Consider the following 15521-nt stretch of genomic DNA (forward strand, 5'->3'; position numbering starts at 1 on the left):
GAGGTGCGCAAGTTGGACAAGGTTACCCGTAGCCCGGCGATGACGGATGTCGCCAGGCTGGCCGGTGTTTCGCACCAGACGGTCTCGCGTGTGCTCAACGATCATCCCAACGTCAAGGAACAGACCCGGATCCGGGTCCGTGCCGCGATCGCCGAGCTGAACTACCGGCCCAACCGCGCGGCCCGCGCGCTGGTGACCGGCCGCTCGCAGCTGATCGGCGTGGTGGCCCGCAACAGCACTTTGTACGGCCCGGCCTCGATGCTCACCGAGTTCGAGCAGGCGGCCGCGGACGCCGGCTTCGCGGTGAGCGTCGGCAGTGTCCGGGAGCTGGACCGCTCGTCGATCGCCTCGGTGGTCGACCGGCATCTGGATCAGCGGGTGGCCGGGCTCGTGGTGATCGCGACAACGGCCTCGGCGACCGAGGCGCTCGCGGAGATTCCCGGCGATCTTCCGGTGGTCTTCATCGACGGCGACCCGGCGAGCGGCCGGCCGGTGGTGACCGTGGACCAGGTGGCCGGGGCGCGGGCGGCGACCCAGCATCTGCTCGACGCCGGGCACCGCACGGTCTGGCACGTCTCCGGCCCGACCGACTGGTTCGACTCGGCCGGCCGCATCCAGGGCTGGCGGCAGACCCTGGAGGAGTCGGGGCGTGAGGTGCCGCCGCTGCTCTCCGCCGACTGGTCCGCGGCGGAGGGTTACCGCGCCGGTCAGATGCTCGCCCGGATGCCCGAGGTGACGGCGATCTTCACCGCCAACGACCACCTCGCGCTGGGCATTTTGCGAGCTTTGTACGAGCGGGACCGCCGCGTGCCGCATGATGTGAGTGTCGTCGGGTTCGACGATGTGCCCGAAGCGGCGTACTTCATCCCGCCTCTGACCACCGTCCGGCAGGCGTTCGGTGACGTGGCCAGGGCGGCGTTGTCCCTGCTGCTGGGTCAGATGCGGGAGGACGCGGGCGCGGCCGACCACATCGTGGTGCCACCGCAGCTGATTGTCCGGGGCAGCGTCGGCCGCCCTGCCTAGATGTGGTTTCTCGTGGGGTTTAGTGTTCACTCATGAGTGAACGGGTGCACCGGCGCGACTCATGACGCGGCGGGACCGTATTAAGCGGTCGTTACCGCGTTGTTGCCGACCGCCGTTGACAGGGCAATTGTTAGCGATAACACTCCGTTGTGTGGCTACGGCCGTGCCCGCGGCCCAACGGAGGTACCCGTCATGATCGGCGCACGTAAGATCAAAGCGGCGAATGGCGCATATCCGGACGTCCGCGCTGTGGCCGCCTGATCTCCACGAACAAAGGAACGACCCATGACACCGCAGATCTGGTTCCTCACCGGAAGCCAGCATCTCTACGGCCCGGAGACTCTGGAGCAGGTCGCCGCGCAGTCCGCCGAGATCCGGCGGACCCTGGCCGCGCAGGGACTGCCCGCCGAGATCGTCGGCAAGCCGGTCCTGACCGACGCGGTCGCGATCAAGCGCGTGATGCTCGAGGCGAACGCCGACGACGACTGCATCGGCATCGTCGCCTGGATGCACACGTTCTCGCCGGCGAAGATGTGGATCGGCGGCCTGGACGCGCTGCGCAAGCCGTTGTTGCACCTGCACACCCAGCACAACCGCTCGCTGCCGTGGGAGTCCATCGACATGGACTTCATGAACCTCAACCAGGCCGCGCACGGCGACCGTGAGTTCGGGTTCGTCCAGGCGCGCCTCGGGGTGCCGCGCAAGGTCGTCGCGGGGCACGCCTCCGACCCGCGCGTGGCGGGCCGCGTCGACGCGTGGGCGCGGGCGGCGATCGGCCTGCAGCACCTGCGCGGGCTGCGGCTGGCCCGCTTCGGCGACAACATGCGCGACGTCGCGGTGACCGAGGGCGACAAGGTCGAGGCGGAGTTGCGCTTCGGGGTCTCGGTCAACACGTACGGCGTCAACGACCTGGTGGCCGTGGTCGATCAGGTCCCGGACGCCGAGATCGACAAGCTGATCGGCGAATACCGCGACGTCTACGACGTGTCGGCTGAGCTGGACCAGCGTGCCGACTCGCTGCGGTACGCCGCGCGGATCGAGGCGGGACTCCGGCAGTTCCTGACCGAGGGCGACTTCGGCGCCTTCACCACGAACTTCGAGGACCTCGGCGGACTGCGCCAGCTCCCCGGCCTCGCCGTGCAGCGGCTGATGGCCGACGGTTACGGCTTCGGCGGCGAGGGCGACTGGAAGACCTCGATGCTGGTCTCCACCGTCAAGGCGATGGGCGCCGGAACCGGACGCGGCACCTCATTCATGGAGGATTACACCTACCACTTCGGTCCGGGTGAGCCTAAGATCCTCGGCGCGCACATGCTCGAGGTCTGCCCCTCGATCGCGTCGGCCCGCCCGCGGGCCGAGATCCACCCGCTGGGCATCGGCGGTCGTGAGGACCCGGTCCGTCTGGTCTTCGACGCCGCGTCCGGCCCCGCTGTGGTCCTCGGGATGGCGGACATGGGCGACCGGTTCCGTCTCGTGGCCAACGAGATCGAGGTGATCCCGCCGGACCAGCCGCTGCCGAACCTTCCGGTCGCCCGCGCGGTGTGGAAGCCGGCGCCCTCGCTCTCCACCTCGGCGGAGTGCTGGATCACCGCCGGCGGCCCGCACCACACGGTGCTGACGCAGGCTGTCGGCGCGGAGACGTTGCGCGATTTCGCCGAGATGGCGCAGACCGAGCTGCTAATGATCGATAACCGCACCACCCCGGCCGATTTCGCCGACCGGGTCCGCTGGAACCAGGCGTACCACCGCCTGGCCCGGTCTCTGTAACACCGCTCTCGAAGAGGAGAAAGATTGTGAAATACCCCCGCCTCGCAGCGGTATTCGCCGCCGCCACGATGGTTGCCACGATGGGCGCCTGCGGCTCGTCCGAGAAGACGACCGACCAGGAGGCCGCCGGCGGCGACAACGCCGGCGCGCTGATCGGCATCACCATGCCGACCCGTTCCTCGGAGCGGTGGATCTCGGACGGCGACAACCTCAAGTCGCAGCTCGAGGGCCTGGGCTACAAGGTCGACCTGCAGTACGCGGAGAACGACATCCCGACCCAGACCCAGCAGCTGGACAACCAGATCACCAAGGGCGCGAAGCTGCTGATCATCGCGTCGATCGACGGCACCGCGATCACCACCCAGCTGGAGAACGCCGCCGCCAACAAGATCCCGGTCATCTCGTACGACCGCCTGATCCGCAACAGCCCGAACGTGGACTACTACGCCACCTTCGACAACTTCAAGGTCGGCGTGCAGCAGGCCACCTCGCTGCTGACCGGTCTGAAGGTGCTCAACGCCGACGGCTCCGAGGGCACCGAGAAGGGCCCGCTGAACATCGAGCTGTTCGCCGGCTCGCCGGACGACAACAACGCGACCTTCTTCTTCAACGGCGCGATGAGCGTCCTGCAGCCGCACATCGACAAGGGCACGATCGTCGTCAAGAGCGGTCAGAAGGACTTCAAGACGGTCGCCACGCTGCGCTGGGAGCCGGCCACCGCGCAGAAGCGCATGGAGAACCTCCTGACCTCCACCTACAAGGGTGACGTCAAGGTCAACGGCGTCCTCTCGCCGTACGACGGCCTCTCGATCGGCATCCTCTCCGCTCTCAAGTCGAGCGGTTACGGCACCGGCTCGAACCCGTACCCGATCGTCACCGGCCAGGACGCCGAGCTCGCGTCGGTGAAGTCGATCATCGCGGGGGAGCAGTACTCCACCATCTACAAGGACACCCGCCAGCTGGCGAAGACCACCGGTGAGATGGCGGACGCGGTCCTCAAGGGCGGCACCCCGACCACCAACAACACCAAGGACTACGACAACGGCAACAAGGTCGTTCCGTCCATGCTGCTGGAGTCGGTCATCGTCGACAAGAGCAACTACCAGAAGGAGCTCGTCGACGGCGGTTACTACACGGCCGACCAGCTGAAGTGATCCGACAGCCGCGCCCCGCCCGACCCCAGCGGGCGGGGCGTGGCCGCCGGACCGGCCCAATAGGAGGGTCTGCATGACCGACACGATCCTGCGGATGAGCGGCATCACCAAGACGTTCCCGGGCGTCAAGGCGCTGCAGGACGTCAACCTGGAAGTCCGCCGCGGAGAGATCCACTCGATCTGCGGCGAGAACGGGGCCGGCAAGTCGACCCTGATGAAGGTGCTGTCCGGCGTGTACCCGCACGGAACGTACGACGGTGAGATCGAGTTCGAGGGCGCGCCCTGCAACTTCAGCGGCATCCGCGACAGCGAGCACCGTGGCATCGTCATCATCCACCAGGAACTGGCGCTCGCGCACAACCTTTCCATCGCGGAGAACATTTTTCTCGGCAACGAGCAGTCCAAGCGCGGCCTGATCGACTGGAACAAGACCAACCACGCGGCTGACGCGCTGCTGCGGCGGGTCGGCCTGTCGGAGAGCTCGGTGACGCCGGTCATCGAGCTCGGCGTCGGCAAGCAGCAGCTGGTGGAGATCGCCAAGGCGCTCTCCAAGGAGGTGAAGCTGCTGATCCTCGACGAGCCCACCGCGGCGCTGAACGACGAGGACTCGGCCCACCTGCTCGGCCTGCTGAGCGGCCTGCGCGACGAGGGCATCACCTGCGTGATCATCTCGCACAAGCTGAACGAGGTCATGAGCATCTCGGACCGGGTCACCATCCTGCGGGACGGCAAGACCATCTGGACCGAGGAGACCGCCGGGCTCACCGAAAACAAGATCATTTCGGGGATGGTCGGCCGCGACCTCGAGCACCGCTACCCGGAACACACGCCGACGATCGGCGAGGAGGCGCTGCGGATCGAGGACTGGACCGTCTACAGCCCCTCGCAGACCGACCGGGCCCTGGTCCGCAACGTCACCATGTCGCTGCGCCGGGGCGAGATCGTGGGCCTCGCCGGCCTGATGGGCGCCGGCCGCACCGAACTCGCGATGAGCGTCTTCGGCCGGTCGTACGGGGTGAACATCACCGGGCGCCTGATCAAGGACGGTCGGCCCATCCAGGCCCGATCCGTGCGCGAGGCGATCAACCACGGCATCGCGTACGCCACCGAGGACCGCAAGCGGTACGGCCTCAACCTGATCGAGGACATCAAGCGCAACGTGTCCGCGGCCGGGCTCGGCAAGCTCGCCAAGGGCGGCTGGGTCGACGGCAACGAGGAGCACAAGGTCGCCGACGAGTTCCGCGCCAGCATGAACATCAAGGCGCCGAGCGTGGAGGCGATCACCGGCAAGCTGTCCGGCGGCAACCAGCAGAAGGTCGTACTGTCGAAGTGGATCTTCACTGACCCGGACGTGCTGATCCTCGACGAGCCGACCCGGGGCATCGACGTCGGCGCCAAGTACGAGATCTACACGATCATCAACCGCCTGGCCGACGAGGGCAAGGCGATCCTGGTCATCTCGTCCGAGCTGCCCGAACTGCTCGGCATCTGCGACCGCATCTACACGCTGTCGGCCGGCCGGATCACCGGCGAGGTGCAGCGCGCCGACGCGACGCAGGAAAGCCTGATGACTCTCATGACGAAGGAAGAACAGGAGGTAGCGCCGTGACGGTCGCACCCACCAACGCGGATCTGAGCGTGGGCGGCACGGGGCCGTCCGCGCCGAAGCCCGGCAAGGCCGGTTTCACCATGGGCTTCAACCTGAGGCAGAGCGGCATCTACATCGCGTTCGCGCTGATCATCCTGCTGTTCACCATCCTGACCGGTGGCGACCTGCTCCAGCCGCAGAACATCAGCAACATCATCGTGCAGAACTCGTACATCCTGGTTCTGGCGATCGGCATGATCCTGATCATCATCGCCGGGCACATCGACCTCTCGGTCGGCTCGGTGGTGGCCGCCTGCGGCGCGTTCTCCGCGGTCATGATGGTCAACTGGGATCTGCCCTGGCCGATCGCGGTGGTCGCGACGCTGCTGTTCGGTGCGCTGATCGGCGCCTGGCAGGGTTACTGGGTCGCCTACTTCGGCATCCCCGCCTTCATCGTCACGCTGGCCGGCATGCTGCTGTTCCGGGCGATCACCCTGATGATCCTGGGCAACCAGGGCATCGGCCCGTTCCCGGAGGAGGTCCGCACGCTGGCGAACGGGTTCACGAACGGCTTCCTCGGGAACGTCGGCCTCGGCCCGCTCGGCGGCGCCGACCTGTTCAGCATCATCGTCGGCCTGCTCGTCGTGGTCGGCATGGCGTTCGTGCAGTGGCGCGCCCGCACCGCCCGGGTGAAGTACCACCAGGCCGTCGACCCGATGTGGCTGTTCGTGCTGAAGATCGCCGTCCCGGCCGTCCTGGTGATGTACGTGATCATCCAGCTGGCCCGGTTCCGCAACCTGCCGTGGGTGCTCATCCTGCTCGCGCTGCTGGTGGTCGGCTACACCGTGGTCACCAACCGCGCCGTCTTCGGCCGCCAGATCTACGCCGTCGGCGGCAACCTGCAGGCCGCCACGCTGTCCGGCGTCAAGGTCAAGTCGGTCGTCTTCTGGCTGTTCGTGAACATGGGCGTGCTCGCCGCGCTCGCCGGCATCATCTTCGCCGGCCGCCTCAACCAGGCCAACCCGACCGCCGGCAACGCGTTCGAGCTGGACGCCATCGCCGCCGCGTTCATCGGCGGCGCCGCCGTCCAGGGCGGCGTCGGCAAGGTCGTCGGCGCCATCACCGGCGGCCTGATCATGGGCGTCATCAACAACGGCATGAGCCTGATCGGCGCCCAGAGCGAAGAGGTCATGCTTGTCAAGGGCGCGGTCCTGCTCGCCGCGGTCGCCTTCGACGTCTGGTCGAAGCGCCGCACGGCCACCGCACGCTGACACCACGACACGGCACGGAGCCGGCTGCGTCTTCCGCAGCCGGCTCCGTTCTTTCCTTGCTGGTACGACCTGGGCAACACACCCGCTCAGTACCGGAACTGACCGACCAGGCCGTGCAGTGTCGTGCTCATCCGGGCGATCTCCGCCACTGCTTGTTCCGACGAGACGATCGCTGTCGAAGTCTCGGACACCGCCTTGGACACCGTGGACAGGCTTTGGGAGACCTCACGGCTGCTGGAGGATGCCTCCGTGACGTTGCGGGACATCTCCGACGTGGTCGCCGTCTGCTCCTCGACCGCTGAGGCGATGGTGGTCTGATAGTCGTTGACCCGGGCGACTATCTCGGTGACCCGGCTGATCGCCTCCCGGGTGGCGGAAGCACTGAGCTGGATGTCCTGGACACGCTTGCTGATGTCCTCGGTCGCCCGGGCGGTCTCCTGGGCGAGATCCTTGACCTCACTGGCCACCACGGCGAACCCCTTGCCGGACTCGCCGGCGCGAGCCGCCTCGATGGTGGCGTTCAGCGCGAGCAGGTTGGTCTGCTCGGCGATCGCGGTGATCAGATTGACGACGTTGGTGATCTCCGCCGACGACTGGCCGAGGGCCGTGACGGTGCGGCTGGCGTCGTCGGCGACGCGCACCGCCTCAGCCCCGGCCTGACTCGCGTCGGACGTGCTCGTGGCGATCTCCCGGATCGAAGCGCCCATCTCCTCGGCGCCCGCGGCAACGGTGGTCAAAGCGTGGCTCATGGCCTCTGTCGAGCTGGCGACCCCACTGACCTCCCGTGACGTCTGCTCGGCGGAGCCGGCGATACGGCCGGTTCCGCCGGCCAGCCGCTCACTCGCCGCGGCGAGTGCGTTCGCCTGGTCGCCGATCTGGGCGATGATGCCGGCGAGCTTCGTGACGAACCGGTTGAACGCCGCACCGAGAGGGCCGAACTCGTCGCGCCGGGACTCGTCGACCCGATGGGTCAGATCGCCCTCACCATCGGCGATCTCCGACAGCCTGGTGGTCAGACCGGACAGCGGCCGGAGGATGCTGCGGGCCAGCAACCACGCCAGGAGCGCCACCATCAGCGCGGCCAGCAGGACACCGGCGATCACCGCGGCTCTCGACGTGTCGGCGGTCCGCGCCGTCGACGCGGCTCGCACGGAGAGCAGACCGGATTCCTCTCGGGCCATGTCGGACAGCACGGCACGGATCTGATCCATGACCGCCTTACCCTTGTCGGTCAGCACCACATCACGCGCCGGGCCGAACCCCTCGGTGCGGCGCAGTTCGATCGTCTCGGTGAGCTCGTCGAACTTGGCCTGGACCAAGGGCCGCAACTCCGCGATCCGCCGTTGCTGAGCCGCGTTGTCGGCAGTCAGGCCCGCGACATCGTCGATCAGCCCGGTCACGGATTCGGAAGCCGCGGAGTACGGCGCGAGGTAGGACTCCTCGCCGGTGATCAGGTAGCCGCGCTGGCCGGTCTCGGCGTCCTTGAGCACGCCGGTGATCTGCTCCAGTCCCTGCAGCACCTGGTAGGTGTGGACCACCTGGCCGCTGTTCGTCTCCAGTTTGCTGGTGTTGCGGTACGCCAGTGCCCCGACGATGCCCAGCACCACCAGCGGAACGGTGAACGCGCCGACCAGCCGGGTGGTGACGCGATGCATCACGCTCATAACGACAGGCCTTCCTCTCGCCGGGCAGACGGCACCGCCGCAGCCGGGGACAACGGGCTCGTCGGCCGGATGCCTCGCCGCAGCCCGAGACTCTGAACGTAGCCAGAAGGGCGGTGTCGCCGCCGACGTTCCGCCTCCTCCAGCGATTTCTGTGACAGGTGGTCAAGGAGGACACGGTCGCCGGGTATGGTCCGCAGCCATGGGCGCGATCAAGCCGTGGCATCTGTTCGTCTGTCTCATCGTCGTACTCCTGATCGCCGGAGTGTCGGTCGCCGTCGCCAGAACCGGCCGGCGGAAATAGGCGACTCGAGCCGATGAAGCTGCCCCTCGACCAGGTGCTGTCGTGGCGGATGCGGCGGCAGTTCCTCGACCGTCCGCCCGGCCTCACCGCCGAGACCGTCGTCGGGCGGCTGTGCGGCGTGCAGGCCCAGGTCGCCTCCGCCGCCGAGCTTGCTGTCGCCGTGCGTCATCCCACACCCGTGGCGGGTGCCGCCGGCGAGGCTCTGGAGCGCCGGACGCTGATCAAGGTGTGGGCGATGCGCGGCACGCTGCACCTGCTCACCGCCGGTGACGCGGCCGCCTGCCTGAGTCTGATGGCCGCCGCGCGTACCTGGGAGAAGCCCTCCTGGCAGAAGACTTTCGCCACCACCGCGCAGATCGCCGCGCTCGCCGGCGCCGTCCGGGAGATCCTGCCCGGCCGGGTCCTGACCCGGGAGCAGCTGACCGCGGAGATCGTGGCGAGCACGCGCGACGATTCGCTGGCCGAGCTGCTCGGCTCCGGGTGGGGCGCGGTCCTCAAGCCGCTGGCGTGGCAGGGCCTTCTGTGTCACGGGCCGGGTGACGGGAACCGGGTGACGTTCACCAGTCCCGGGACGTGGGCCGAGGGCTGGACGGGCCTGCCGGAACCGGACGAGGCGGCCCGGCGGGTCATCCCCGCGTACCTCGGCGCCTTCGGTCCGGCCACGATGGAGTCGTTCGACCAGTGGCTGATCCGTGGCGCGTCCCGGAAGGCTTCCGTGCGGAAGTGGTTCGGTGATCTGACCCGGTCGGGCGTCCTCACCGAGGTGACGGTCGACGGGCGGGCGGCGTACGCCCGGACGACCGACGTGGCGGACATCGCGGCCGCCGAACCGTTGCCCCAGGCGCGTCTGCTCCCGGCGTTCGACCAGTTCGTCCTCGGTCCCGGCACCAGGGACGAGCACGTGGTCGCTCCGGAGCGCCGCGCGCTGATCAGCAGGGCGGCCGGCTGGATCTCACCCGTCGTGGTCGCCGGTGGCCGGGTGGCCGGCACCTGGGAGCCGGCGGGCGACGGCATCGCGGTCGCCCTGTTCGCCGAGGCGGGGCGGGTGCCCGAGAACGAGCTGGCCGCCGAGTGCGTACGCATCGCGCAGGTCACCGGCGGCCGCCCGGACCTGGTGGTGACAACCGTCTGACGCCGGGTGTGACCGAAACCGGTGTCCACCCAGTCCTCCTCAGCAGAGGACGTTCCGCCGGACACCGAGGAGAACCCCACCGTGGACACCATGCGCGACCACTTCGACCGGGCGGTCGGCGACGACCCCGGCGCCGATCCCACCGCGATGGCGCACGCCGCCATCGCCCACGGCGGGCAGCTCCGGCGCCGGCGGGCGCAGACGGCGATGGCCGGTGTGGCGGTCGGCGTGGTGATCATGCTGGGGGTGGCAGCCGGCGTCGATCTGACCTCCGGACCGCGGGGTGATCAGGAGGGTGCCGTGACGATTCAAGCGGCGATGATGCCGGTGGCCGCGCCGTCCTGCTCGGAGAAGCCGGTGGAGAGCGACGCCACCGACCTGATGGTCTTCCTGAGGCTCGACGCGTCGGAGAAGCAGCGGTCGGCGCTGCGCTCGGTGTTCTCCGACGACGCCAGGGTGAGCAGCATGCAGTTCGAGACCCGCGCCGAGGCCTTTGAGCGCTTCCGGACCCGGTGGGCCGATTCTCCCGACTTCCTCGCGGCGGTCGATGCGAACAGTTTCCCCGAGGCGTTCCGGTTGCGCCTGGTCGATCCCGCCCGGTTCACGGCTCTGCGCGCCGAGTACGCGGCGTTGCCCGGCGTCCAGCAGATCCTCGGCCGGGCGTGCCCCGCCGACGCCCCGGTCGGCGGCACCCTGTGACCGACACCGTGACCCCGGCCCGTTCGGCCGGCACCTCCCCGAAGCCGGCGCCGGCCGGCTGGGGCGCGGCCCGCCGGCGGGCGAAGGCGGCCCGCGACGAGGAGTTCACCGCCTTCGTGGAGTCCGCCGCCACCCGGCTGCGCCGCACCGCCTACCTGATGTGCCGGGACTGGCATCTCGCGCAGGATCTGACCCAGCACACCTTCGCCAAGATGTACGCGGCGTGGCACCGCATCCGCACCACCGCGAACCTGGACGCCTACAGCCGGCGCATGCTGATGAACCTGGTGTTCGACCAGCATCGGCGGCGCAGCGGCTCCGAGGTGGTGCTGGCCGAGCTGCCGGACCGCCCGGACGGGTCCGCGGCGGGCACCCCGGAGCTGCGCCTCGCCCTGGTCGACGCGCTGGCCCGGCTGACCGTCGAGGACCGGGCGGTGCTGGTGCTGCGGCACGCCGAGGACCACAGCGTGGACACGGTGGCCTCGATCCTCGGTGTCTCCGCCTCGGTGGTGAAGATGCGCAACGCCCGCGCGCTGGCCCGTCTGCGCGCCCTGCTGGGCGACGATTTCCCGCAGCCCTAGCGGGCCGCGACCAAGCCGAACGACGACGGTTCGACGCCGGGGAAGACCCCGGACAGCGACCCGATCCCGCAGCGCTTCTGCAGCACCTCGGCGATCACCGACCGATAGTCGGTGGTCGCCGCCAGGTCGCCGGCGAGCAGGTCGTCCGGTGCCAGGCCGGGCCAGTCGGCATAGAACCGGCCGCCCCGCACACCGCCGCCGAGCAGCAGCATCGCGTTGCCGTGCCCGTGGTCGCAGCCGTGCGAGCCGTTCTCCGCCACCCGGCGGCCGAACTCGCTGATCGTCACCACCGTCACGTTCTTCATCGCCGTGGGGCCGAGATCGGTCACGAACGCGTTGAGCGCCTGGGCCAGATCGGTCAGGTTGTCGTGCATGCGCTGCCCGGCCACCGCGGTGCCGAGGCCCTCGTGCATGTCCCAGTCGCCGCAGTCGACAGCCGCGGTGACCAGCCCGGCCTTGGCCTTGATCAGCCGGGCCACGTCGCGGAGCGCCGCGCCCAGCTCGGTGTCCGGATAGCCGGTGCCGGCGGCCGGGACGGCGGCCCGGGCCTGCGCGGACGCGGCGAGCGCCCGGTCGGCGGCCAGCGCCGGCGCCGCGAGATGGGCCGGGGCGTCGGCGTACATGGCGCGCAGCGCGGCGGCCATCGGGCGCTTGCCGTCGCCGGCCAGGGTGACGTCGTCCAGGGCGGTCATCGAGACGTCGACGGCCGGCCCGGCCAGCAGGCGGGCGGGCATCGCCCGGCCGACCGAGACACCGGCGAGCGGCCCGGTGGCGCCGGTCAGCCCGAGCATCCGGTCCAGCCAGCCGCTGCGGATCGAGGTGCCGGGCGCGGCGTTCTCCATCGCCTCCATGGCGGCGAAGTGCGACCGGGTCGGGTTCTGCTGGCCGACCGCGTGCACCGCGGCGAGCTGCCCGGACCTCCAGTGCGGCAGCAGCGGCGCGAGCGCCGGGTGCAGGCCGAACTTCTCGTCACCGGCGATCACCTTGGCCTTCGGCACGGCGATCGACGGGCGCGCCCGGTAGTAGTCCTGGTCGCCGATCGGGGCGACGGCCGACAGCCCGTCGAACCCGCCGCGCAGGGAGACCACGACCAGGGTGTCGCCGGTGTAGTCGGCGCCGGCGGCGTAGGCCAGCTTGGTGCTCAGGGTGGCGCCGGCCAGTCCGGCGCAGGTTCCGGCCAGCAGGGTCCGGCGGCTGACAAGCGTCATGATCACCTCAGCTGGAACGAGGGCGAATCGAGGACGAGTGCGATCAGATACGGCGCGGCGCCGGCGAGCGACTTGTCCTTCGCGGTCAGAGGACTGGTCGGCAGCTTGTCCGCGACACTGAGCACGGCGGCGGTGTGCCTGGCCGGCAGCTTGGCGCCGACGAGCCGGACGGCGAGCGCGTCGACGAGCGCGCCGTACGTCGCCGGCAGCACCGGGACCAGCGACTTCAGCAGGTCGGCGGGGCGGGTGAGCTGCTTGGGGTACCACCCGGCCGCCAGGTTCAGATGCAGGTTGCAGCGCAGCAGGAAGGCCGACGGTGACGCCCAGGCGGTCGCCACGTCCGGGAAACCGTTCGGCGCGCTCCAGCGGAACGGGGCGTTGCCCGCGTCGACCATCGCGTTGTAGAGCGCGTCCAGCGACTTCACGCCGGCGGCGTCGGGCTGCAGGCCCAGCGCACGGATGACGGCGATCATGTCCTCGAACGGCGTGCGGGTCTTCCGGCCGGCCGAGGCGGCGAACTCCGGCGACGTGAACAGCGCCCGGAGCACCGGCACGATCGCGGTGTCGTTGTCCAGGTAGACCTTGGCCAGCTTGGTCACCAGCGACTGCGGCGCCTCGTCGGCGACGAAACGCACACACAGCTTGGTGGCGATCCGGGTCGCGGTGGCGGGGTGGCGCGCCAGGTGGTCGAGGAACGCGAGGGCGCCGGCCTCGCCGCCCGTGGCGTGCTGGAAGCCGAGGACGGAGACGGCGCCCTTGGCGTGCTTCGAGGCGTCGTACACGTAATCGCCGGACTTGCCCACGGTCATGCCGGTGAGCAGGCGGGCGGCGGCCAGCACGTCGGCCTCGGTGTAGACCATGCCGACGGTGTGCAGCTCCATCAGCTCCCGGGCGTAGTTCTCGTTCGGGTGCGCCTTGGTCGACGAGCGCTGGTCCAGGTAGGTGAGCATGGCCGGGTGGCGGGCGCTGGCCCTGAGCATGTCGGCGAACTTCCCGTACGCGTGCTTGCGGATCACCCGCACGTCGTAGTCGGCGCGGGTGTCCCAGACCCCGCTGGACGGGGCGGCGATGTGCAGGTGGTTGGCGAAGAACGCGACAGTGGATTCGAACAGCTGCCGGTTCGACCAGGCGGCGCGGGCGATCGCGGCGCGGCCGAGCTGCCCGAACGCCTCGTAGGAGTGCTTGGCCAGCTTGGCCCGCACGGTCGCGCCGTCGGCGCCGGCCAGCGGCAGGCGGGCCAGCACCTTGTCGCAGACCGCGTCGTCGATCTTCGACGGCGCGAGCTGCCGGTCCAGCCAGCCGGCGGCGCCCAGCTTGCGCGCCTCGGCGAGCGACGCCGGGGTGGGGCCGAACGTGGCGCGGCGGATCAGGTGGAAGACGGCGTCCTCCGGCGCGGCGGCGGCGGCGGGCGCGGAGACGGACAGGCCCGTCGCGGTGAGGGCGGCAGTGGCAACAGAACCGGCGATCACGGTGCGGCGAGTCGTCGTCATGCCTCACGGTTCGACGCGAAAGCCGAACCTCCGCGTCGCTGCAACCGTGACTAACGATCCCGCAATCCGCTCGCACCCGTGACCGGGACGGTCACTCCCACCTATCCTCAAGACCGTGGATCAGGCAGAAACCGTACGCACCCCGTCCTCCTGGGTCGTGGTCGGCCTCGACAACGGCGGCACCTGCAACAACGCTACCGTCCTCGACGCGACCGGGCAGTTCCTCGTCAGCAATCTCGTGGAGAACCCGAGCCGCGTGCTCGACGGCCCGGAGTCGGCCGTCGCCTCGCTCGCCGCCGCGTTCCACGACATCCTCGAACTGACCAGCACACCGGTGTCCCTGGTCCGCGCGGTCGGGCTGGACACGCCCGGCCCGGCCAGCGCGCACGGCGTGATCTCCTCCAAGGGCGCGACGAACTTCAATCAGATCTCCTGGCACGGCTTCGACATCCGCGGTGCCCTGGAGGCCGAGCTCGGCCTGCCGGTGGTCTACAACAACGACGCCAACGCGGCCGCCCTCTACGCGCACCACCGCCACTTCGGCAACGCCGCGCCGCTGAAGTCCTCGGTCTCGGCGATCGTCGGCACCGGTCTCGGCGGTGGCGTGGTGGAGATGGGCAAGGTGGTCCGCGGCTGCGCCGGGATGGCCGGCGAGCTGGGGCACGTGCAGATCCCGCTGCACGGTGTCCTCGAGGAGGGCCAGCCGGTCCCCCGCTGCAACTGCGGTTTCGAGGGCGACGTGGAGTCCATCGCGTCGCTCACCGGCATCAAGAACAACCTCCTGCCGTACTGGCTGACCCGCTTCCCGTCGCACCCGCTCGCCGGCGAACCGGTCGGGTCGGCGGCCAAGAAACTACGCGGCCTCGGCGAGAAGGACGACGAGCTGGCCATCGCGATCTTCACCCAGCAGGCGCGGGCGATCGGCAAGCTGTTCACGATCGCCGCCAACTTCACCGACCCGGACGCGTACTTCCTGGGCGGGGGAGTGGTCGAGGCGGCGCCGCACTTCCGGCAGTGGTTCCTCAACACCGTCCGGGAGAGCACCCAGCTGCGCGACGAGCAGGCCCGGGCGGCCACCTTCGCCCTGGTGCCGGACCTGGACATGGCCGGGGCGCGGGGTGCGGCAGTGGCGGCTCTGGACGCGGTCACCGCCAAGAAACCCTGAAGATCTTTTTGGGATCGTACGGGCGATGCCGGGTCCCGGGGCCACACCGCGGCCCGGGTGCCCGCTCCCGCCCGGCGGCGCGGCCGCCGGGCGGAGCTGCCGGGTCAGTCTTCCTTGAGCGCCGTGGCGACGTCCGGGAACATCGGCAGGTAATCGCTGAGCCCGAGCGTCTCGAAAAGGCGTCTCAGGAAGCGCGACGGCGCGGCCAGGCGCACCCAGCCACCCCGCTCGGTGGCCCGGCCGTGCGCGGTGACCAGCACGCCGACCCCCATCGAGTCACAGAAGTCGAGGCCGGAGACGTCCACCACGACACGCGGCGAGGAACGCTCGACCAGGCGGCCGATGTTGGCCTTGAGTGCGGGCGCGGTGTCGATGTCGAGAGATCCGCGCAGGACGAGGACGGCTGTGTTCGGTGGATGGTGGGCGACCGAGACCTGCATAGGCGTGTTTCTTTCCAGGGGGCTGGGCGGGCTTGTCA

13 protein-coding genes are annotated in these 15521 nt (G+C 69.8%); 9 read left to right on the top strand and 4 right to left on the bottom strand.

Annotated features, from left to right (window positions below):
- Window positions 1–39: 39 nt before the first annotated feature.
- The 5 genes from AC0NH5_RS28370 (at window position 40) to mmsB (ending at window position 6803) form a co-directional block, all read left to right on the top strand.
- Window positions 40–1023: a LacI family DNA-binding transcriptional regulator gene (locus AC0NH5_RS28370; protein WP_474409685.1), complete on the top strand. Its 984-nt coding sequence runs from the start codon at window positions 40–42 to the stop codon at window positions 1021–1023.
- 285 nt (window positions 1024–1308) lie between these two features.
- Entirely contained in the window at window positions 1309–2790 is a 1482-nt protein-coding gene (araA, locus tag AC0NH5_RS28375) for an L-arabinose isomerase (protein ID WP_474409623.1), read from the top strand.
- Between the two features lie 26 nt (window positions 2791–2816).
- A complete protein-coding gene (gene chvE / locus AC0NH5_RS28380; RefSeq protein ID WP_474409626.1) occupies window positions 2817–3944 on the top strand; it encodes a multiple monosaccharide ABC transporter substrate-binding protein in 1128 nt (375 codons plus the stop codon).
- Between the two features lie 73 nt (window positions 3945–4017).
- Window positions 4018–5553 carry a multiple monosaccharide ABC transporter ATP-binding protein gene (gene mmsA, locus AC0NH5_RS28385; RefSeq protein WP_474409628.1) on the top strand — a complete coding sequence of 512 codons (1536 nt, stop codon included), beginning with the start codon at window positions 4018–4020 and terminating at the stop codon, window positions 5551–5553.
- Window positions 5550–6803 (top strand): multiple monosaccharide ABC transporter permease, encoded by a 1254-nt coding sequence (gene mmsB / locus AC0NH5_RS28390; protein ID WP_474409630.1) that lies wholly within the window; start codon window positions 5550–5552, stop codon window positions 6801–6803. The genes mmsA and mmsB overlap by 4 nt, the downstream gene beginning before the upstream one ends.
- Before the next feature lie 86 nt (window positions 6804–6889).
- On the opposite strand, the gene AC0NH5_RS28395 is transcribed toward mmsB, so the two are convergent.
- Window positions 6890–8467 (bottom strand): methyl-accepting chemotaxis protein, encoded by a 1578-nt coding sequence (locus tag AC0NH5_RS28395; protein WP_474409633.1) that lies wholly within the window; start codon window positions 8465–8467, stop codon window positions 6890–6892.
- A 314-nt stretch (window positions 8468–8781) separates the two neighbouring features.
- Here AC0NH5_RS28395 and AC0NH5_RS28400 point away from each other — a divergent pair, with 314 nt between their 5' ends.
- From AC0NH5_RS28400 to AC0NH5_RS28410, 3 genes are read left to right on the top strand one after another with little or no spacing between them, the layout of a single operon-like run.
- Window positions 8782–9900 carry a winged helix DNA-binding domain-containing protein gene (locus AC0NH5_RS28400; protein WP_474409635.1) on the top strand — a complete coding sequence of 373 codons (1119 nt, stop codon included), beginning with the start codon at window positions 8782–8784 and terminating at the stop codon, window positions 9898–9900.
- Window positions 9901–9921: 21 nt separating this feature from the next.
- On the top strand, window positions 9922–10599 hold the full coding sequence (locus AC0NH5_RS28405) for a permease-like cell division protein FtsX (protein WP_474409636.1): 678 nt from the start codon (window positions 9922–9924) through the stop codon (window positions 10597–10599).
- Window positions 10596–11180: a SigE family RNA polymerase sigma factor gene (locus AC0NH5_RS28410; protein ID WP_474409638.1), complete on the top strand. Its 585-nt coding sequence runs from the start codon at window positions 10596–10598 to the stop codon at window positions 11178–11180. The genes AC0NH5_RS28405 and AC0NH5_RS28410 overlap by 4 nt, the downstream gene beginning before the upstream one ends.
- On the opposite strand, the gene AC0NH5_RS28415 is transcribed toward AC0NH5_RS28410, so the two are convergent.
- On the bottom strand, window positions 11177–12388 hold the full coding sequence (locus AC0NH5_RS28415) for a DUF1501 domain-containing protein (protein ID WP_474409640.1): 1212 nt from the start codon (window positions 12386–12388) through the stop codon (window positions 11177–11179). The two genes, AC0NH5_RS28410 and AC0NH5_RS28415, sit on opposite strands and share 4 nt — an antisense overlap.
- 2 nt (window positions 12389–12390) lie before the next feature.
- Window positions 12391–13878 carry a DUF1800 domain-containing protein gene (locus tag AC0NH5_RS28420; protein ID WP_474409641.1) on the bottom strand — a complete coding sequence of 496 codons (1488 nt, stop codon included), beginning with the start codon at window positions 13876–13878 and terminating at the stop codon, window positions 12391–12393.
- Window positions 13879–13993: 115 nt separating this feature from the next.
- Here AC0NH5_RS28420 and AC0NH5_RS28425 point away from each other — a divergent pair, with 115 nt between their 5' ends.
- Window positions 13994–15043, top strand: a complete 1050-nt coding sequence (locus AC0NH5_RS28425; protein WP_474409643.1) for an ROK family protein — start codon at window positions 13994–13996, stop codon at window positions 15041–15043.
- Window positions 15044–15147: 104 nt separating this feature from the next.
- Here AC0NH5_RS28425 and AC0NH5_RS28430 read toward each other — a convergent pair whose 3' ends face one another.
- Window positions 15148–15483 carry an STAS domain-containing protein gene (locus tag AC0NH5_RS28430; protein ID WP_474409644.1) on the bottom strand — a complete coding sequence of 112 codons (336 nt, stop codon included), beginning with the start codon at window positions 15481–15483 and terminating at the stop codon, window positions 15148–15150.
- Window positions 15484–15521: the final 38 nt, after the last annotated feature.

This window comes from Actinoplanes sp. 13 (assembly GCF_056134165.1).